Consider the following 20,039-nt stretch of genomic DNA (forward strand, 5'->3'; position numbering starts at 1 on the left):
CTTCGAACTCATGTTCGGTCGAGCGGATGTGTACCCCGGCCCACCGACAGTTCCTTACACCGTCGTGATCGTCGGGCCCGCGCCCCGGGTGCGGCGACAACCTGTCGGTGCCCGGATCTACTCTGGGAGTCACCATGCCCGACCCGAGCTCCTACCGTCCGGCGACCGGCACCATCCCGGAGTCGCCGGGCGTCTACCGCTTCTCCGACCCGCGGGGCCGGGTCATCTACGTGGGCAAGGCCAAGAGCCTGCGCCAGCGGCTGAACTCGTACTTCGCGGACCTGTCCGGCCTGCACCCGCGCACCCGCCGGATGGTGACCACGGCCGCGAAGGTCGAGTGGACCGTCGTCGGCACCGAGGTCGAGGCGCTCCAGCTCGAGTACAACTGGATCAAGGAGTACGACCCGCGGTTCAACGTCCGGTACCGGGACGACAAGTCCTACCCGGTGCTCGCCGTGACGATGAACGAGGAGTACCCGCGCCTCTACGTCTACCGGGGTCCGCGGCGCAAGGGCGTCCGCTACTTCGGGCCGTACGCGCACGCCTGGGCCATCCGGGAGACGCTCGACCTGCTGCTGCGGGTGTTCCCCGCGCGGACGTGCAGTGCGGGTGTGTTCAAGCGGCACGGGCAGATCGGGCGACCGTGCCTGCTCGGCTACATCGACAAGTGCTCCGCACCCTGCGTCGGCAACGTCACCGCCGAGCGGCACCGCGAGATCGTCGAGGACTTCTCGGAGTTCCTGTCCGGCCGGACCGACGCGATGATCCGCAGGCTCGAGCGGGACATGGCCGACGCGTCGGAGAACCTGGAGTTCGAGCGGGCCGCCCGCCTGCGGGACGACCTCGGGGCCCTGCGCCGCGCCGTCGAGAAGCAGACCGTGGTGCTCGGCGACGGGACCGACGCCGACGTCGTCGCGTTCGCCGAGGACGAGCTGGAGGCCGCCGTCCAGGTGTTCCACGTGCGTGGCGGCCGGGTCCGCGGCCAGCGCGGCTGGGTGATCGACAAGGTGGAGCCGACCGACACGGCGCAGCTGGTCGAGCGGTTCGTCAGCCAGTTCTACGGCGAGCAGGCGGCGCTGGCCGAGGCGGCCGACGACGCCACCCAGCCGGTGCCCAAGGAGATCCTCGTCCCGGTCCTGCCGGACGACGCCGCGTCGCAGGAGCGCTGGCTGTCCGGCCTGCGGGGCTCCCGGGTCCAGCTGCGCGTCCCGCAGCGTGGTGACAAGCGGGCGCTCGCCGAGACCGTCGAACGCAACGCGAAGGAGGCGTTCGCCCAGCACAAGCTGCGCCGGGCAGGCGATCTCACGGCCCGGTCGGCCGCCCTGCAGGAGATCCAGGACAACCTCGGGCTGGACAGCGCACCGCTGCGGATCGAGTGCATCGACATCAGCCACGTGCAGGGCACGAACGTGGTCGCCTCGCTCGTCGTGTTCGAGGACGGGCTGGCCCGCAAGTCCGAGTACCGCCGGTTCGAGATCAAGGACGCGGCGGAGCAGGGCGACGTCGCGTCGATCGCCGAGGTCGTGCGCCGCCGGTTCCGCCGGTACCTCGCCGAGACGGCGGGCGAGACGCTGGACACGGGCGGATCGGGCGAGGTGGACCCGACGCAGGAGGCCGAGCCCGCGATCCGCACCGGCATCGACCCGGAGACCGGGCGCCCGAAGAAGTTCGCCTACCCGCCGAACCTGCTGGTCGTCGACGGCGCGAAGCCGCAGGTCGACGCCGCGGCGGCGGAGCTGGCCGCGCTCGGGATCACCGACGTGGCGGTGTGCGGCCTGGCCAAGCGCCTGGAGGAGGTCTGGCTGCCGGACGACGAGGATCCGGTGATCCTGTCCCGCTCGAGCGAGGGCCTGTACCTCCTGCAACGGGTGCGCGACGAGGCGCACCGGTTCGCGATCACCTATCACCGCCAGCGTCGTTCCAAGGGTATGACCACCTCGGCGCTGGACGACGTGCCCGGCCTCGGCCCGGCGCGCAAGCAGGCCCTGCTCAAGCACTTCGGGTCGGTGCGCAAGCTGCGCGCGGCGGGCCTCGACGAGATCAGCGAGGTGCCCGGGTTCGGGCGGCGCACGGCGGAGTCGGTGCTCGCGGCACTGCACGGTGGCGCGGGCGCGGACCAGGAGACGGTCGGCACGGAGGGACGGCGATGACGGCGACGGCGGGGGCCACGGACCCGAACGGCGGCCCGGCGGCCCCCGGCATCGAGGTCGCCGTCGTCAGCGGCCTGTCCGGGGCGGGCCGGAGCACCGCGGCCAAGGTGCTGGAGGACCTCGGCTGGTTCGTCGTGGACAACCTGCCGCCGGAGCTGATCGCCACGATGGTCGAGCTCGGGTCGCGCGCCAGGGGCGAGGTCACCCGGATCGCGGTCGTGATGGACGTGCGCAGCCGGGCGTTCACCGACGACCTCGGCTCCGTGATCAAGGACCTCGACGGTCGCGGGTACCGCCCGAAGCTGCTGTTCCTGGAGGCGTCGGACGCGGTCCTGGTCCGCCGGTTCGAGAACAACCGGCGCTCGCACCCGCTGCAGGGCGACGGACGGATCACCGACGGGCTGAACGCCGAGCGCGAGGTGCTCCGCCCGCTGCGCGAGGACGCCGACCTCGTCGTGGACACGTCGAACCTGTCCGTGCACGACCTCCGCACGACGCTGGAGCGCTCGTTCGCCGATCCGGGCACCGAGGCGGCGACCCGCGTGACCGTGCTGTCGTTCGGCTTCAAGTACGGGCTGCCGCTGGACGCCGACCTGGTCGTCGACGTCCGGTTCCTGCCGAACCCGCACTGGATCCCGGAGCTGCGCGGGCACACCGGCCGCGACCCCGAGGTCCGTGACTACGTGCTGTCCCAGGAGGGCGCCGGGGAGTTCGTCGACCGTTACCTGGAGCTGCTCGGCCTGGTCGGGGCCGGGTACCGCCGCGAGGGCAAGCGGTACCTGACCGTCGCGGTCGGGTGCACCGGCGGCAAGCACCGGTCGGTGGCGATCTCCGAGGAGCTCGGCCGCCGGCTCGCGGGGGAGGAGAACGTGCAGGTCAACGTCGCCCACCGGGACGTGGGGCGGGAATGACGGGTCTGCGCGTCGTCGCCCTCGGCGGCGGACACGGCCTGCACGCGACGCTGTCCGCGCTGCGCCGCCGCCCGGACGTGTTCTCCGAGGTCACGGCCGTGGTCACGGTCGCCGACGACGGCGGGTCGTCCGGGCGCCTGCGCCGCGAGCTCGGGCTGCTGCCGCCGGGGGACCTGCGGATGGCGCTGGCCGCATTGGCCGCCGACGACGAGCAGGGCCGGTTCTGGGCGGATCTGGTGCAGCACCGGTTCGGGGGCACCGGCGCGCTGGCCGGGCACGCCGTCGGGAACCTCCTGCTGGCCGGGCTGCTGGAGGTCACCGACGACCCGGTCGCCACCCTGGACGCCCTGGCCCGTCTGCTGGGCTGCCACGGCCGGGTGCTGCCGATGGCCACCGTCCCGCTGGACATCGAGGCCGAGGTCGAGCTGCCGGACGTCGGCGGGACGCACTGGATCAGGGGCCAGGTGGCGGTCGCGTCCACCCCGGGCCGGGTGCATCGCGTCTGGCTGCGGCCGGACGAGCCCCCCGCGTGCCCGGAGGCGGTCCAGGCGGTCGTCGACGCCGACGTGGTGCTGCTCGGGCCCGGATCCTGGTTCACCAGCGTTCTGCCGCACCTGCTCGTACCGGGGCTGCGGGACGCGCTGCTGAAGACGGCCGCCCGCCGCGTCGTGCTGCTGAACCTGGCGCCGGAGCCGGGGGAGACCGCCGGCTTCTCGCCGGAGCAGCATCTGGATGTACTGTCCGGACACGCGCCGTCGTTCGCGGTGCACGCGGTCCTGGCGGACACGGCGTCGGTGCCGCTGCCGGAGCGGCTCCGCCGATCGGCCGCCACGATGCTGGCGCCGGACGGGCAGGTGCGGTTCGCGGAGGTCGCGGACGGTGGATCGTCGACACCGCGTCACGATCCGGCGGCGTTGGCCGAGTGTCTGGTGGACCTGGTCGGTGCAGGGGGAGGGCGCGACCGGTGACGGAGCGCAACAGCGATGCTCCGACCAGGCGGTTGTGTTCCGTACGGGCGTACCGGGGCGCGAGGTGTGGGCGTTGGGCGAGGGAGACGTGATGCAGCAGAACCCGAGCGGAGGGAGCCCGCGATGGCCATGACCGCGTCGGTGAAGGACGAGCTGAGCCGGCTCTCGGTCACCAAGCAGTCGTCGCGGCGCGCCGAGGTGGCCGCCCTGCTGCGTTTCGCGGGGGGACTCCACATCGTCGGTGGCCGTGTGGTCATCGAGGCCGAGGTCGACACCGGGTCGGTCGCCCGGCGCCTGCGCCGCGAGATCCACGAGCTGTACGGGCACACGGCCGACGCGCACGTGATCACCGCGGGCGGGCTCCGGCGCAGCGCCCGCTACGTGATCCGCGTGGTCCGCGACGGTGAGGGCCTGGCCCGCCAGACCGGCCTGCTGGACAACCGTGGCCGTCCGGTCCGCGGGCTGCCGCCGCCCGTCGTCTCCGGGGACCTCTCCGACGCCGAGGCGGCCTGGCGGGGCGCGTTCCTGGCGCACGGGTCGCTCACCGAACCGGGCCGCAGCTCCGCGCTGGAGGTCACCTGCCCCGGACCCGAGGCGGCGCTGGCACTGGTGGGTGCCGCGCGGCGGCTGAGCGTCACGGCCAAGGCGCGCGAGGTGCGCGGTGCGGACCGGGTGGTGGTGCGCGACGGCGACGCGATCCACGCGCTGCTGACCCGGATGGGAGCGCACCAGAGCGTGCTCGTGTGGGAGGAGCGGCGGATGCGCCGCGAGGTGCGCGCGACCGCGAACCGCCTGGCGAACTTCGACGACGCGAACCTCCGCCGTTCGGCCCGTGCCGCCGTCGCCGCGGCCGCCCGTGTGCAGCGCGCGCTGGAGATCCTCGGGGACGACGTGCCGGAGCACCTGCAGGCGGCCGGACGGCTGCGTGCCGAGCACACGCAGGCGTCGCTGGAGGAACTGGGCCAGCTGGCCGACCCGGTCATGACGAAGGACGCGGTCGCGGGCCGGATCCGCCGTCTGCTGCACATGGCGGACAAGCGGGCGGCCGATCTGGGTATCCCGGATACGGAGTCCGCAGTCACTGCCGACCTGCTCGAGGAAGAGCAGGCGTGAGGGGGTAACGCGGGCCCGCTACGTGCGAGTTCGCCGGGGCAACCACCGTCCTACGGAGGTGTCCCATGCAGATCGACATCACGATCGACCGCGCGGACAAGCAGTCCGGGCGGAACTACCTGACCTGGGCCCCGACACGGGCCACCCTCACGCGCACGGACCCCGGGGGCCGTGCCCTCAGCGCGGTCACCGTGCGCCTCGCCAACAGCGCCGACACCGGCGGGCAGCTCGTCTTCGGCACGAACCGGCAGAACATGGAACGGACGCCGACGCTCGACCTGAAGCTCGATCCCGGCGCGACCGTCGAGTTCTGGGTCGCCGGCGGCACGGCGAGCATCGACGACCTGGACGCGGGGCTGTCCGTCGCGGAGCCGGACAAGCCGGTGCTGGCCTCGAAGTCCGTCATGGTCCGCATCCGGAAGGATGCGAACACGCTGACCCCGGCCGAGCAGGTCCGGTTCACAACGGCGTTCGCCCAGGTGAACGACGAGGGAAACGGTCTGTTCCAGAACTTCCGCGAGATGCACCGGGAACGGTCGGCCCTGCGTCAGGCGCATGGTTTCTCCGGCTTCCTGGCCTGGCACCGCGCCTACCTGCTGGACCTCGAGCGGGAACTGCAGAAGAAGAACCCCGCGGTGACCCTGCCGTACTGGCGTTTCGACCGACCCGCCCCGAACGTCTTCACCGAGCAGTTCATGGGTCGCCAGGGTGCGGCCAGGAACGTCGTGTTCGACCCGAACAACCTGCTGAGCAACTGGCAGACCGACGGTGAGCCCGGGATCTGGCGCGAGCCGCAGTTCGCGGCCGACCAACCGGCGTTCGTCAGCGGGGAGGCGACGACCTTGGCTCTCGGTGGTCCCGCGCCGGGCGCGTTCTTCGACAACGGTGGCGTCACGACCCAGCAGGCCGACACCCTCCGCGGGTTCCGCCGGATGGAGGGTGATCCGCACGGAGCCGCGCACAGCAGCTTCGACGGGTGGCTCTCGGCCACCAACACCGCCCCGCGCGATCCGATGTTCTTCCTGCTGCACAGCAACGTCGATCGGCTGTGGGCCCGCTGGCAGCGGCTCAACGACCGTTTCGACGGCACGCAGATCAGGACGTACTTCTTCCGTGGCACGGCCCGGTCGAACCCGGCCACGCAGATCGGGCACAACCTGCTCGACACGATGTGGCCGTGGAACGGCATCACCCAGGCCCAGGACCCGAGTCGACCGCCGAACGCTCCCCGGGGAGCGTTCGTGCCCGTGCCCGCCGCCGCCTGGCCGGCGCAGGCCGCGAAACCGACCGTCGGCGACATGATCGACTACCACGGTCTGCTCTCACCCGGATCCGACATGAACTTCGGCTACGACGACGTCCCGTACGGCGTCGCGACCTGATCGAGGGAGACACCGATGTCCGACACCCCGACAGACCAGGACGCCCGGCTCCGCAGCGAGATCGACCGGGTGGCCGCCGACTACGACGCCTACGTCGCCGAGCTCACCTCCGACCAGGGCGCGACCACGGACGATCACATCGCCGCCGCGGCCGCCGCGCTGACCGACACCGACCTGCCTGCCGATCGTCGCACCGAGGTGCTGCGTCGCAGCCGACCTGTCCTGGTCTCGACCGGCCGGGGCATCGAGTGCCTCCTGCAGGTCGTCGGGGAGCGTGCGAACGCGTCCTCGCTCCGGCTCGACGCGCTGGCCGCACTGCGGGCCGCGGCGTTCTTCGTCGACACGTTCGAGCCGTACCTGACGGCGTATCGCGACGTGCTCCGGGACCTGTTGACCGATGACGATGCCGACCTGCGGAGACGGGCCGTGAGCACGTTGGCCAACGAGCACGACCCGGTGCTGCAGGAGATGCTGGCCGACGGACTGGACGGGAACGGCGACCTCCCCGTCGACCGTCCGACGGCGATCCGTGCCCTGGCCGAGGACGACCACCTCGACAACCTCCCGCGTCTGCGCGAGCTACTCGCCAGCGACTCGCCGGACGAACGTCAGGAGGCGATCCGCTACCTGGGGTCGTATCCGGATGCGCGGGACGAGGTCGAGGCCGCGTTGCGCAACCAGGACGAGTACCGCGCCGTGCGTCAGCAGAGCGCGGCGTCGCTGCGGGCACTGGACCCGGACCGTTTCCAGGAGGTGGCGAAGGAGATCGCGGTCGACTCGGGCGACTACGACGACGTCCGCACCGTCAGCCTCTCCGCCCTCCAGCACCTCGGGGACACCGAGGCGGTCTATCAGGACGGCGCGTTCCTGGACCGGGTGCGGGAGATCCGTGACGACGCCTCCGCACCGCACGCCGCGGCCGCCGCACAGGAGATGCTCGACCGCGGTCCCGACCGATGACCGCGGCCCGGCCGGCTCCGGGGACCGACGCGGGGGAGTGGATCGACACCCTGCGCCGGTGCCCGGATGCCGGGGACGAGCTCGTCGCGCTCCTCCCGGAGAACGGCCCGCTGTTCGACGGGCGCGACGCACCGGAGGCGACCCGGATCCGCGGGTACGTGCTCGCCGCGTTCGCCGACGCCGGGATGCCGGACGCTGCGCTGCCGTACGTCCGGGAGTCCCTCGAGCTCGGCGCGGAGGCCTACGAGATCGCCGGCGCGGCGATCGGCGTGCGCGGCCACCCCGACCCGCCAGCGGACGTCGTCGCGGCGCTGGGCCGGGCCGTCCGGCACCTCGTCGCGATCGACGCGACGGTCTCGTTCGAGAGCTACCGGCCGTCCTGGCCGTTCACGAGCCCGACGACCGGCACGCAGGAGGTGATCACCACGCTCGTCGCGCTGGCGTCGTCGCATCCGACCGCTCGCGCCGTGCTCCTCGGCCTGGCCGGCGAGAGCCGCCGGTTGCCCGCCGCCGCAAGGGCCCGGGTGGCGGAGGCCGTCGCGGCGTTGCCGGAGGACGCCCCGGAGCCCGTCCACCCGTGCTGCTCGTCCACGGCCGTGATCCCGGACGGGGTGGGGACGGGCCCGGTCGAGCTCGAGGACCAGGACGGCGGGCACATCGGGTTCGACGAGTTCGTCGTCGGCCGGCCGTCGGTGGTCACGTTCTTCCACACGCGCTGCGAGAACCCGTACAAGTGCTCCGCGACCGTGAGCCGGCTCGTCGCACTGCGCCGTGCGCTCGACGCCGGGGGGCCGACCGTCCGGATCGCCGGCATCACGTACGACCCCGCGTTCGACCGTCCGGACCGTCTCCGCACCTACGGCGCCGACCGCGGCCTGTGCTTCGGTCCGGACACCCGGTTCTTCCGGGCGGTCTCCGGCTTCGACGAGCTGCGCGCGCGTTTCGACCTCGGGGTCGGCTACGGCGCGTCGACCGTCGGCAGGCACCGGATCGAGCTGCACGTCCTGGACGCCGGCGGCCGGGTGACCGCGTCGTTCACCCGCGTCGGCTGGGAGCCGGAGGAGGTGCTGGCGGCGCTGGACCGGGCGTCCGGGAGCTGATCGTCGGCGGAGCACCCGCCGGTGGGCGCATGATGGCGGGAGACCCACCGCAGGAGGACCCGCCATGCCCGACGACCCCCGGCCGAGCAACCCGTTCGGCCCGCTGGAGGACCTCGTCGGGCGGTTGTTCGAGGGACTGGAACGCGACGACGAGCCCGACGGGCGGTCCCGCCCCCGTGAGCCCGGCACGCGCGGCGGTGGGCCGCTGGAGCGCTTCGGCCGCGACCTCACCGCGGACGCCCGCGCCGGGCGCCTCGACCCCGTGATCGGCCGTGACGACGAGATCGCCCAGGTGCTGGAGGTGCTCGGGCGCCGGACGAAGAACAACCCGGTGCTGCTCGGCGACCCGGGCGTCGGGAAGACGGCCGTCGTCGAGGCCGTCGCCCAGCACATCGCCGACGGTGCGGCACCCGCCGCGCTGCGCGACGCCCGGATCGTCGCGCTCGACCTGGCCGGCATGGTCGCCGGCACGAAGTACCGGGGCGAGTTCGAGCAGCGGCTCACCGCGGTGGTCGACCAGGTGGCCGCCGACCGGTCGGTCGTGCTGTTCGTCGACGAGCTGCACATGGTCGTCGGCGCCGGGTCCGCGGAGGGCGCTCCGATGGACGCGGGCGCCATCCTCAAGCCCGCGCTCGCCCGCGGCGAGCTGCGGATGATCGGCGCGACGACGGCGGCCGACCACCGCAGGCACATCGAGAAGGACGCGGCGCTGGAGCGGCGGTTCGAGCCGGTGGTGGTCCCGGAGCCGTCGCCGGAGCGGACCGCCGCGATCCTGCGGGGCCTGCGCGACGGGTACCAGCGCCACCACGGCGTCACGCTCACCGACGCCGCCCTGGACGCCGCCGTCATGCTCTCCGTGCGCTACGTGCGCGACCGGTTCCTCCCGGACAAGGCGATCGACCTGATCGACCGCACGGCGGCCCGCGTCGCGCTGCGAGCCGGAGGCGGAGCCGACGACCCGGACCGCCAGGCCGACGAGCTGCGCCGGGCGCGCGACGTCGCCGTCGACGTCGAGGACTTCGAGCGGGCCGCCCTGCTGACCCGCGAGCTGGAACGGCTGGGCACGGCCCGGCCGTCCACCGGACGGCCCGAGGTCACCGCCGACGACGTGGCGCAGGTCGTCGCGGCCCGCACCGGGGTCCCGGTGGCCGACGTCTCGGTGACCGACCGGGACCGCCTGCTGAACCTCGAGGAGCACCTGCACCGGCGCGTGGTCGGACAGGACGAGGCCGTCGGGGCGGTCGCCGACGCGGTCCGCTCGAACCGGGCCGGGCTCGGGCACCCGGACCGACCGGTCGGCTCGTTCCTGTTCCTCGGGCCGAGCGGCGTCGGCAAGACGGAGCTGGCCAGGGCGCTGTCCGAGGCGCTGTTCGGTTCCGCGGACCGCATGGTGCGCCTGGACATGAGCGAGTACGCCGACGCGGCGTCGGTGAGCCGCCTGGTCGGCGCGGCGCCGGGCTACGTCGGCCACGACGAGCCGGGGCAGCTGACCGAGCCGGTCCGCCGCGACCCGTACTGCGTGGTGCTGCTCGACGAGATCGAGAAGGCACACCCGGACGTCACCGGGACGCTGCTCGGCGTGCTCGACGCGGGGCGGCTCACGGACTCCCGCGGCCGCACGGCCGACTTCCGGCACGCGGTGATCATCATGACCAGCAACCTGGGGGCCGACCGGTTGCTCGCCGCGGCCGCCTCCGGGACACCGGTGGACACTCTGCGTGACGACGTCGTCGACCTCGCCCGCCGCCGGCTGCGGCCCGAGTTCTGCAACCGCATCGACGAGATCGTGCTGTTCGAGCCCCTGCGGCCGGACGAGCTGCAGCGGATCACCGGGATGCTGCTCGACGAGACGGTCGGGCGGCTCCGGAACCGGGGCGTCGAGCTCGTCGTCGACGACGAGGCGGTCGCCCTGCTCGCGCGCGACGGCCACCGTCCTGAGCACGGCGCCCGTCCGTTGCGCCGGACGATCGCACGTCAGGTCGAGCGCCCGTTGTCCCGCCTGCTGCTGTCCGGAGAGCTGACGGCCGGGCGGCGGATCCGGTTGGCCGCGGTGGACGACGCGATCGCACTCTCACCGGAAGACTAGGGCGTTTCGTTCCGCACAGTGGGACGTCACCCTGTCACGGGTGGCCGTGGGCGTGGTCCATACCACACACTGTGGCAGACCTCACCATACGCTCGGTGATCGCCGGGCGAAGGGGGGCGAGGTTGCACTGCGACTCCTCAGGTGGTGACGATCGTGCCCGACTCCCCACGCACACGACTCTGCGAACGATGCTGGAGACCGTTGTCGACCGGCACCGTGTTCCGCGTGTTCCGGCACGCCGAACCGGTCGAACCGGACGTGACGCCGGTCGAGCGGCTGAGCTTCCGGCATCTCGACGACGACCCGGCCTGCACCGGCGCCCAGCACGCCGACGCCGACGCCGACGCCGACGCCGACGCGGAGCGTGCGGCATGAGCGTTCCCGCAGGCCAGACGCCTCCACGCCGTCCGGAGGGCACGCCGCAACCTGCGCAGGCGCGCCCGGCGCCGCCCACCCACGTCACCCAGCTCCGGGAGAGCCTGGCGCACGTGCTGTCCGGGCTGCGGTTCCCTGCCCGGCGCTGGGAGGTGATCGCCGAGGCCGACTCGTGGGGCGTCGGCGGCCCGCTGCGCCAGGCGATCGGGCGGCTGCCGGACGGCAACTACCCGTCATTGTCCGTGGTGATCGACGTGCTCACCGGCCCGGCCGGGCGTACCGCGCCGGACCCGGGCCACGCACCCGGCCGCGTCGTCGTGCCGATGCGCGCCCCGGCGAACGGACCGCGCCGAACACCGTGAGTGCCCCGGTCGGGTGAGCGGCACGGTTGTCGGTGCCGGGTCCTATCGTCACGGCCGTGACCGATCCGGACCCCGTCGGCCTCGTCGCCGGCACCGAGGACTCGACGCCGTTGCTGTTCTCGGTCGGGCTGGCGCCCGGCCAGTACCTGCAGCTCGACGACGTGGTGGTCACCCGGCGACCGGTGCCCGGGATCGGGACGGTCTCGACGTCCGGCGTGGTCACCGAGGTGCGTGCCCGGCACGAGGGCGCGACGTTCGGGTCGGACGTGTTCCTGATCGCCGACGGCGTGCTCCCGGCGCACGTGCAGGAGATCGCCGAGATCACGACGACGCGGGTCGAGCCGGAGTGCTACGTCCCGCCGACCCCTGGCTCCGAGGCGCGTCGCGCGACCGGTGAGGAGCGCGAGTCCGCGCTGTACTTCGACCAGATGGACCACCGCGTCCCGGTCGGGCTCGGCCGGGACGGCGAGCCGGTGTTCTGCAACTTCGAGTTCCTGGACGGCACCCGCGGCGGGCACGTCTCGATCAGCGGCATCTCCGGTGTCGCGACGAAGACGAGCTTCGCGCTGTTCCTGCTGTACTCGATCTTCAACTCGACGGTGCTCGGCCGCCGCGCCGTGAACACGAAGGCGCTCGTGTTCAGCGTCAAGGGCGAGGACCTGCTGTTCCTCGACCACGCGAACGCCCGGCTGGACGACGAGCAGCGTGCCCGATACACGCAGCTCGGACTGCCGGCCGAGCCGTTCTCGTCGGCCGGGTTCTTCGCGCCGCCGGTGGTGGACGACCCGTCCGGCCGCCCGGACGTGACCGGCCGCACGTCCGGGGTCACGCCGTTCTGGTGGACGCTCGCCGAGTTCTGCCGCGGTGAGCTGCTGCCGTACGCGTTCGCGGACGCCGAGGACGAGCGCAACCAGTACACGACCGTGATCCACCAGGTCGCCGCCCGGCTGCGGCACGACGCGACGGAGATCGACCAGGGCGCCGTCCGGATCGGCGGCCGGACGCTGCGCACGTACGACGATCTCGTCGAGTTCGTGTCCGACCGGCTCGCCGACGAGGAGGACCGCCGGGAGTGGGCCGGCCCGGTCACCGGCACCGGGACGATCAACGCGTTCCTGCGCCGGCTGCGCTCCAGTCTCAAGCCGCTGCGACGGCTCGTGCGCGGGGATCTCGCGGACGTGCCCGGCCGCACCGTCTCCACGGAGAACCACCAGGTCACCGTCGTGGACCTGCACACCCTGCCGGAGCGGGCGCAGCGGTTCGTGGTGGGCGTGGTGCTGGCCGCGGAGACGGCGCGCAAGGAGTCGTCCGGCACCGGAGGGCTGCTGTTCACGATGATCGACGAGCTGAACAAGTACGCCCCGCGCGAGGGCTCCAGCCCGATCAAGGAGGTGCTGCTGGACATCGCCGAGCGCGGCCGCTCGCTCGGGATCATCCTGATCGGCGCCCAGCAGACGGCCAGCGAGGTGGAGCGCCGGATCGTCTCGAACTCGTCGATCAAGGTGGTGGGCAGGCTCGACCCGGCGGAGGCCGGGCGCCCGGAGTACGGGTTCCTGCCGTCCTCGCAGCGCACCCGCGCGACGCTGGCGAAGCCGGGTGCGATGTTCGTGTCCCAGCCGGAGATCCCGGTTCCGCTCGCCGTCGAGTTCCCGTTCCCGGCCTGGGCGACGCGCTCGTCGGAGGCCGACGTGACGTCCCGCCCACCCGAGCCGCCGTCGGCGCGGTCGAACGGGCGCCCGTCGCGGGACCCGTTCGCGCGGATGCCGGGTCCGGCGGACGACGAGGACGCCCCGTTCTGATGCGGATCCTGCACACGGCCGACTGGCACGTCGGCAAGACGCTGAAGGGCCGCTCCCGGCTCGAGGAGCAGGAGCGGGTGCTGCGCGAGATCGTGCAGGTCGCGCGCTCCCACGAGGTCGACGTCGTGCTCGTCGCGGGCGACCTGTACGACACGGCGGCCCCGTCGGCGGAGGCACAACGCCTGGTGATGCGCGCCCTCGTCGGGCTCGCCAGGGACGGCGCCTCCGTCGTCGCGATCGCCGGCAACCACGACCACGCCCGCGCGCTGGAGGCCTACCGCCCGCTGGCCCTGGCCGCCGGCATCACGCTGGTCGGCGACGTGCGCACGGCCGACAAGGGCGGAGTCGTCGAGCTGACGGCACGGACCGGGGAGCGGGCCCGGCTGGCCGCGTTGCCGTTCCTGTCCCAGCGCTATGCCGTCACCGCCGCCGACCTGGTCACCCAGACCCCGGATCGGCACACCGCGGAGTACGACCAGCAGCTGCGCGAGATCCTCTCCGCGCTCACGGCCGGGTTCGGCGCGGACACGGTGAACCTCGTGACGGCGCATCTCACGGTCCGCGGGGGTGCGTGGGGCGGCGGCGAGCGGGAGGCCCAGTCGATCCTCGAGTACGCCGTGCCCGCGACGATCTTCCCGGTGGACGCGCACTACGTCGCGCTCGGTCACCTGCACCGCCGCCAGCGCATGCCGGCGGCCTGCCCGGTGCACTACAGCGGCGCCCCGCTGGCCGTCGACTTCGGCGAGCAGGAGAACCAGCCGGTGGTGTGCGTCGTGGACGTGACGCCGACGACGCCCGCGAAGGTGACGGACGTGCCGATCACGGAGGGGCGCAGGCTGCGGACGGTGACCGGCACCGTCGCCGAGCTGGCCGAGATGGCCGACGACGTCGGCGACGCCCTGTTGCGCGTCCGGGTGCGCGAACCCGCACGGGCCGGCCTGCGCGACGACGTGACCGACCTGCTGCCGAACGCGCTGGAGGTGCGCATCGACCCCGAGTTCGCCGCGCCGCTCACGGTGTCCCGGCCGCGGACCGGGCCGGAACGCCACCCGTCGGAGCTGTTCGCGGAGTACCTCACCGAGAACGGCATCGCCGACGAACGCGTTCAGGCGCTGTTCGCGCGGCTGCACGACGACGTGACCGGGAGCCGCTGATGCGGCCCGTCGTCCTGCGCATGGAGTCGTTCGCCGCGTTCCGTGAGCCGACCGTCGTCGACTTCACCGGCGCCGACTACTTCGTGCTCGTCGGCCCCACCGGCGCCGGCAAGTCCACGGTGGTCGACGCGATGACGTTCGCCCTCTACGGGTCCGTCCCGCGCTGGGACGACCGGCGCGCCGTCCGCCTCGCCCTGGCGCCGACGGCCGGACGCGGCACGGTCTCCCTGGTCTTCGACGTCGGTGGCGAGCGTTACGTCGTCGCGCGCGAGTTGCGTCGTGCCGCCAGCGGGTCGGTGACCGTGCGGGAGGCGCGGCTGGAGAAGCTCGTCGACCCGAACGGGACCGGAGAGCCGGGCGAGGACACGATCCCGGTCGAGGACGGCTCGTCGAAGGTGTCCGAGGCCGTCGAGACGCTGCTCGGACTGCCGTTCGACGACTTCTGCACGTGTGTGGTGCTGCCGCAGGGCGATTTCGCGGACTTCCTGCACGCGGCGCCGCGCGAGCGCCAGGACAAGCTCGAACGGATCCTCGGGCTCGGCGTCTACGACCAGATCATGCGCCGCGCCAACGGCGAGGCACGCACGCAGCAGGACCGCGTGGAGTTCCTCGACGAGCAGCTGGAGCGCTATGCCGCGGACACCGCCGAGGCCGAGAACGCCGCCGCACGGCGGGTCACGCTGGTCACCGAGCTGGAGACGCGGGTCGGCGAGCTGGTGCCGCGCCTGGAGTCGCTGACGGCCGAGCGGGACGCCGCGCGGACGGCGGCCGCCACCGCCTCCGCCGAGCGGACCACGCTGGCCGGCCTGACCGTGCCGGACGGTGTCGCCGAGCTCGACGCGCGCCGCGCGCGGGACCTGGCGCGGTCCGAGACCGCGGCCGCGCGGGCGGAGGAGGCCGAGCGTGCCGATGCCGCGGCCCGCGCCGCCCGCGCGGCGGCACCCGGCCGGGAGCGGCTGGAGCAGGTCCGAGAGCGGCACGCGGAGCTCGCCCGCCTGGATGCCGCACGGCCGGGGCTGCTGGCCGCGCGGGACGACGCGTCGGCGGCGGCCGGGGCCGCGACGGCCGCGGTGACCGCCGCATCGGCCGCCGAGGACGACGCACGTGCCGCCCACGAGCGGGCGAGCTCGGCCGCGGCCGAGGCGGAGACGGCGGTCGCGACACTCGTCGCGGACCGGGATGCACTGGCCGCGCTCGGGCTCCCGGACGGCCTCGACGACCTGGCGACCCGTCGTGCGGATGCGGACGCCGCGCTCGCCGACCACGACCGGGTGCTCGCCGAGGCCGAGGCCGCCGAGGAGACGGTCCGTGCCGCCGTGGCCGACGCTCCGGAGCGTGAGCCGCTGGAACGTGCCCGCCGCGACCACGAGTCGCTGGCCGCGGCCCGTGACGCCGCCCGCGCCGCCGAGACGGAGAGGCAGCGGGCCAGGAACGCCGCGGACGAGGCGGGGCAGCTCCGCGACGGTGCCCGGCACCGCCTCGAGCACGCACGCTCCGCGCTGGCCGCCGCCGAGCGGGCCGACCTCGCCGCCGTGCTGCGCCCCGCGCTCGTCGAGGGCGACGACTGCCCGGTCTGCGCGCAGACCGTCGCGGTGCTCCCGCCGCCGCTGCCGGACGGCGATCTCGCGGCCCTGCGGTCCGCGGTCGAGGAGGCACAGCACGCCGACGAGGCGGCCCAGGCGGACGACCACCGTGCACGGGCCACGGCCACGACGGCCACCGGCGCGGCCGAGCGGGCGGCCGCCGAGGTCGACCGCCTGGAGTTCGCTCTCGCCGGCCGGCCGGACGCGGCCGGGGTCGACGCAGCGCTGGATGACCTGCGGCGCCGCGCCGCCGACGCCGAGAGCGCCGCCACCGCGGTGCGCGCCGCCCGCCGGGACCGCGACGCGGCCACGGAACGGGTCGCCTCCCTGCGCCGGGACGCCGACTCACTGGCGAGCGGTCTGCAGTCCGCGCGCGAACCGCTCGGCCGTATCGAGCCGGGCGAGCACGGGCAACGGATGCCGGCGTCGGCCGCCGACCCGGTGGCCGGGTGGCACGACCTCGTCGCCTGGGCCGCCGCGCAGAGCACGGTGCGCGACGCGGCGATCCCGGCCGCCCGCGAGACCGCGGCGTCCGCGGTGCGGGACCGGGACACGGCGGGCGCCGCTCTCGCCGCCGCCCGCGAACGGACGGCAGCGGCCCGGACCGCCGAGACGGCCGCCGTCCGCGCCGAGCAGCAGGCCGTGTCCACCCTGGACGCCGCCGACGGGCGTGCTGGCGAGCTGCGCGCCGCGCTCGACGGGGCACCGACCGACGCGCGGGCCGCGACCGAGCTGGAGCGCGTCGCCGCACTCGAGCGGGACGCGGCAGCGGCGGAGGCGGCGATGGGCGAGGCCCGCGCGGAGCTGCGGGCAGCGCGGGCCGACACGGAGCGGACCGGCCGGGACGTCGCCGCGGCGCAGGACGAGCTGCGGAACGCCCGGGAGGCGGTCCTCGCGCTCGGTCCGCCGTCGCTGCCGGAGGGACCCGGTCTGGAACCGGCCTGGTCGGCGCTCACCACCTGGGCCGTCGCCGAGACGGCGATCCGCGACGAGCGGGTCCGTGACGCCACCGCCACCGCCGAGGCGGCCGACGCCGCGCGGGACGGACTGCTGGCGGGCCTGCGGGACGAGCTGACCCGATCCCAGGTCCCGGTCGGTGCGGGGGAGAGGGCCGACGAGCTCGCGCGGCGTGCCCCGGCCGCCGTCGCGACCGCGCTGGCCGAGGCGAAGGCCGAGCACGCCCGCATCACCCTGCGCCGCGCCGAGGCGGACGAGCTCCGCGCCGACCACGCGACCGCGCGGGAGCGCCAGCAGGTCGCCAGGACGCTCGGGAACCAGCTGCGCTCGGACCGGTTCCCGCAGTGGCTCGTCGCGTCCGCGCTCGACGCCCTGGTCACGGACGCGTCGAAGAGCCTCGCCGTGCTGTCCGGCGGCCAGTTCGCGCTGACGCACGACAAGGGGGAGTTCCTCGTCGTCGACCACGCCGACGCGGACGCGCTGCGCCCGGTGAAGACGCTGTCCGGCGGGGAGACGTTCCAGGCCAGCCTGGCCCTGGCGCTGGCCCTGTCCGACCAGCTGTCCGGCCTGGCCGCGCAGGGCGCACCCCGGCTGGAGTCGATCTTCCTGGACGAGGGGTTCGGCACGCTGGACGAGGCGAACCTGGAGACGGTCGCGAGCACGCTGGAGAACCTCGCCACCCGGGGCGACCGGATGGTCGGGGTGATCACCCACGTCGCCGCGCTGGCCGAACGGATCCCGGTGCGGTTCGTGGTGCGGCGCGACCAGCGGACGTCGACGATCGAGCGCGCGGACGGCGGTGGTCAGCCGTGAAGTTCAGCGTCGACCCGTGGGACCCGTCGTACGGCACCAGCCTGGACTCCGGCCCGGAGGAGCCTGCCGCCGACGTGGACGCCGGCGTCGAGGTCGCGCCGTCGGCGTGGGCGCCGGTGCCGCTCGACCCGTCCGTCGAGCCGCCGTCCGCGGTGCTGTTCGTGGACGGGGTCCGCCGGGTGGACGCGCAGGTGTGGGTCGGAGGGTCGGACGGTGCGGCGGCGCCGGGGCTGTGCGCGTCCTACGCGGCGGGCGTCGTCTGCTGCTGCGCCGATGGCGCGCACCTGGAGTCCGGCGTCGTGGTCCGCCGCGGCCTGTTCACCACCGCGCCGGACGCCGTCGACGTCGTGACCGGCGCGGGCGCCTACCGCGCGACGTCCACACCGGACCGGCCGGACGTCGCCCCGATGCAGCTGCTGTCGCTGGCGTTGCAGCGCGACCTGGCCGAGGCCGAGCTCGTCGCGGCGGGCACGGCACGCGACGGACGGAGCGACACCGACGACCTGCTCGTCGTCGACGGTCCGGTGCGCGGCAGCCAGGACCTGCCGCGGGTGATCGGTGTGGTGAAGACCCACCGCAGCGACTACCTGCCGTCCGAGCTGGCGGCCGTCGTGCCGCGCCTGCGGGCGGGGGAGCGGACGCCGGTGTTCCGGATCGTCGGCTCGTGGGAGCGCCACACCTGGTATCTGCGGCTGCCGTGCCCGCCGGGCGCGCCGTGGGCGGGCGTCGTGCGCGTCGAGTGCTCCGCGACCCTGTCCCCGGACGCGGCCGTCCGCACCGCCGCAGTCACCCAGCGGGTCCTGCCCCGCTTCGCCTCGGTGTCCTACAAGGACTCCCGCGCTCCGCAGAACCTGTACCCGATCGGCGGGCTGGAGCGCGAGCTGCGTCGCAGGCTCGGGGACTCCGCGCTGCTCTACCGCGCGTTGCGGCGCGCGGCGTCGGACGGCTGAGCCACCCGCTCGGCCAGTCCCGCCGCCATGCCCGCGATCGTCAGGGCGTCGAACAGTTCCCCCACGGTGGTCGCGAGCCACCGCCGACGCACCGGGCCGAGCCGCAGTCTCAGGTGGACGCGCGACCCGCTCCCGCTGGGGCGCAGCGTGATCGCCCAGCTCACGCCCATCCGGCCACGCGTCGACCGGTACACGAGCGACGACGGCGGGTCGATCGACGCGACGGTGAACGTCTCGTCGCGCCCGCCGTAGTCCGGGATCACGTCGCCTACCGCGAGCGCCTGCCATCGGGGATCGATCAACCGTGCGGCGCGGTTGCCGTGGGGCAGCAACCGCTCCAGCCGACGCGGCAGGTACCACCCGGCCCGGCCCTTGCCGAGCTGCACCAGCCACGGCCAGACCGCCTCGAGCGCGGCCCGGACGTCGAAGCCGCGGTCCATCACGACGTCCGCCGGCTCGACGATCCCGTCGCCCGGCCGGGCGGACCAGATCTCCGGCACTGTCGCGTCCACCCCGGCACCCGTGAGGATCATGGCGGCGGATGCTCCCACATCGTGGTCCGGTACAGGTCCCAGTAGCCGAGACGTCGGTAGACCGGGTGACCGTCGTCGCTGGAGATCAGCAGGGCGGGGAGGTCCGGTGCGACGGTCGTCGCGGCGGCGGTCACGGCTCCGCCGTAACCCCAGCCCCGCACCCCGGGCAGCACGGCCACCCAGTCGACCTCGACGATGCCGTGGTGCACGGCGGAGCCCGCCGTCGCGACCGGCTCCCCGTCCGCGTACCCGACGACCAGGTGCAGCAGCGTGCCGACGAGCGAGAGGTCGGCGACGGCCGGCACGCCGACGTCGTCGAGCCCGTAGCCGGTGACCAGCGTCCGGCCGAAGTCGGCGAGCGTCTCCTCGTCGGTCACGGTGCGGACGTCGAGGTCCGGGTGCGGCGGCGGAGCGGGCGCCGGCGGGCGCAGCATCAGCGGCGGGTGCCCGACCGGCACCAGGCCGAGCTCGCCCAGGTCGGGCGTGGCGAACAGCGACAGCAGCACCCACCACCGCTCCGGCGGGAAGAACTCGTGCGCCGCGGCGATCAGCGACGGCATCTGCTCCGGTCGCGGGGGCTCGGTGAGCACGACGGCGTTGTCGTAGCCGAACGGCGAACCGAGATCGGCCATCCGGGCACCGGGGCGTTCGGCCGTGCGGCCACCCGAGCGCCGGGCCATCTCCTGGATCCGGTCGGCGTAGGCGAACACGAACCGCCGGGACAGCGTGTCGGACACCGGGACGTCGCGCTCCCAGCCCGTGCTCAGCACCGGAGCGTCGGTCATGGCCGGTCAGTGTGGGTGCGCCGCCCGGCCGGGGGCAATCCGCCGAACGCCGCCCGGA

General features: G+C 74.2%; 16 protein-coding genes. 14 read left to right on the forward strand and 2 right to left on the reverse strand.

The genetic code is table 11. The features are described 5' to 3' along the window. Nucleotides 1-134 precede the first annotated feature (134 nt). The 14 genes from uvrC to EV378_RS33760 all read left to right on the forward strand — a co-directional run bounded on the left by uvrC (nucleotide 135) and on the right by EV378_RS33760 (nucleotide 18,663). Nucleotides 135-2,150, forward strand: a complete 2,016-nt coding sequence (gene uvrC / locus EV378_RS33700) for an excinuclease ABC subunit UvrC (protein ID WP_132431892.1) — start codon at nucleotides 135-137, stop codon at nucleotides 2,148-2,150. Then, complete coding sequence (gene rapZ, locus EV378_RS33705; protein WP_132431894.1) at nucleotides 2,147-3,061, forward strand: RNase adapter RapZ; 915 nt, start codon at nucleotides 2,147-2,149, stop codon at nucleotides 3,059-3,061. The genes uvrC and rapZ overlap by 4 nt, the downstream gene beginning before the upstream one ends. Before the next feature lie 5 nt (nucleotides 3,062-3,066). Further along, nucleotides 3,067-4,029: a gluconeogenesis factor YvcK family protein gene (locus tag EV378_RS33710; RefSeq protein WP_132433094.1), complete on the forward strand. Its 963-nt coding sequence runs from the start codon at nucleotides 3,067-3,069 to the stop codon at nucleotides 4,027-4,029. A gap of 123 nt (nucleotides 4,030-4,152) precedes the next feature. After that, nucleotides 4,153-5,142: a DNA-binding protein WhiA gene (gene whiA, locus EV378_RS33715; RefSeq protein WP_132431896.1), complete on the forward strand. Its 990-nt coding sequence runs from the start codon at nucleotides 4,153-4,155 to the stop codon at nucleotides 5,140-5,142. A 65-nt stretch (nucleotides 5,143-5,207) separates the two neighbouring features. Next, nucleotides 5,208-6,524, forward strand: coding sequence for a tyrosinase family protein (locus EV378_RS33720; RefSeq protein ID WP_132431898.1), 1,317 nt, complete (start codon nucleotides 5,208-5,210; stop codon nucleotides 6,522-6,524). Nucleotides 6,525-6,539: 15 nt separating this feature from the next. Next, on the forward strand, nucleotides 6,540-7,484 hold the full coding sequence (locus EV378_RS33725) for a HEAT repeat domain-containing protein (protein WP_132431900.1): 945 nt from the start codon (nucleotides 6,540-6,542) through the stop codon (nucleotides 7,482-7,484). Further along, nucleotides 7,481-8,584 (forward strand): SCO family protein, encoded by a 1,104-nt coding sequence (locus tag EV378_RS33730; protein WP_132431902.1) that lies wholly within the window; start codon nucleotides 7,481-7,483, stop codon nucleotides 8,582-8,584. Before EV378_RS33725 ends, EV378_RS33730 begins: the two co-directional genes overlap by 4 nt. A gap of 64 nt (nucleotides 8,585-8,648) precedes the next feature. Beyond that, nucleotides 8,649-10,670, forward strand: a complete 2,022-nt coding sequence (locus EV378_RS33735; RefSeq protein ID WP_132431904.1) for an ATP-dependent Clp protease ATP-binding subunit — start codon at nucleotides 8,649-8,651, stop codon at nucleotides 10,668-10,670. 201 nt (nucleotides 10,671-10,871) lie between these two features. Further along, entirely contained in the window at nucleotides 10,872-11,045 is a 174-nt protein-coding gene (locus EV378_RS35685) for a hypothetical protein (RefSeq protein ID WP_165922610.1), read from the forward strand. Further along, nucleotides 11,042-11,407, forward strand: coding sequence for a DUF2795 domain-containing protein (locus tag EV378_RS33740; RefSeq protein ID WP_132431906.1), 366 nt, complete (start codon nucleotides 11,042-11,044; stop codon nucleotides 11,405-11,407). Before EV378_RS35685 ends, EV378_RS33740 begins: the two co-directional genes overlap by 4 nt. Before the next feature lie 56 nt (nucleotides 11,408-11,463). Continuing rightward, nucleotides 11,464-13,206 (forward strand): ATP-binding protein, encoded by a 1,743-nt coding sequence (locus EV378_RS33745; protein ID WP_207908942.1) that lies wholly within the window; start codon nucleotides 11,464-11,466, stop codon nucleotides 13,204-13,206. Continuing rightward, nucleotides 13,206-14,360 carry a metallophosphoesterase family protein gene (locus EV378_RS33750; RefSeq protein ID WP_132431908.1) on the forward strand — a complete coding sequence of 385 codons (1,155 nt, stop codon included), beginning with the start codon at nucleotides 13,206-13,208 and terminating at the stop codon, nucleotides 14,358-14,360. Before EV378_RS33745 ends, EV378_RS33750 begins: the two co-directional genes overlap by 1 nt. Next, nucleotides 14,360-17,713, forward strand: a complete 3,354-nt coding sequence (locus tag EV378_RS33755) for an AAA family ATPase (RefSeq protein ID WP_132431910.1) — start codon at nucleotides 14,360-14,362, stop codon at nucleotides 17,711-17,713. The genes EV378_RS33750 and EV378_RS33755 overlap by 1 nt, the downstream gene beginning before the upstream one ends. Next, the gene (locus EV378_RS33760) at nucleotides 17,710-18,663 is read left to right on the forward strand and encodes a hypothetical protein (protein WP_132431912.1); all 954 of its coding nucleotides are present in this window, start codon (nucleotides 17,710-17,712) and stop codon (nucleotides 18,661-18,663) included. Before EV378_RS33755 ends, EV378_RS33760 begins: the two co-directional genes overlap by 4 nt. Here EV378_RS33760 and EV378_RS36645 read toward each other — a convergent pair. Further along, the gene (locus tag EV378_RS36645; protein ID WP_132431914.1) at nucleotides 18,627-19,196 is read right to left on the reverse strand and encodes a hypothetical protein; all 570 of its coding nucleotides are present in this window, start codon (nucleotides 19,194-19,196) and stop codon (nucleotides 18,627-18,629) included. The two genes, EV378_RS33760 and EV378_RS36645, sit on opposite strands and share 37 nt — an antisense overlap. Then, nucleotides 19,193-19,981 (reverse strand): N-acetyltransferase, encoded by a 789-nt coding sequence (locus EV378_RS33770; RefSeq protein WP_132431916.1) that lies wholly within the window; start codon nucleotides 19,979-19,981, stop codon nucleotides 19,193-19,195. The genes EV378_RS36645 and EV378_RS33770 overlap by 4 nt, the downstream gene beginning before the upstream one ends. Between the last annotated feature and the right edge of the window lie 58 nt (nucleotides 19,982-20,039).

It is taken from the genome of Pseudonocardia endophytica (genome assembly GCF_004339565.1).
Classification (GTDB): Bacteria; Actinomycetota; Actinomycetes; order Mycobacteriales; family Pseudonocardiaceae; genus Pseudonocardia; species Pseudonocardia endophytica.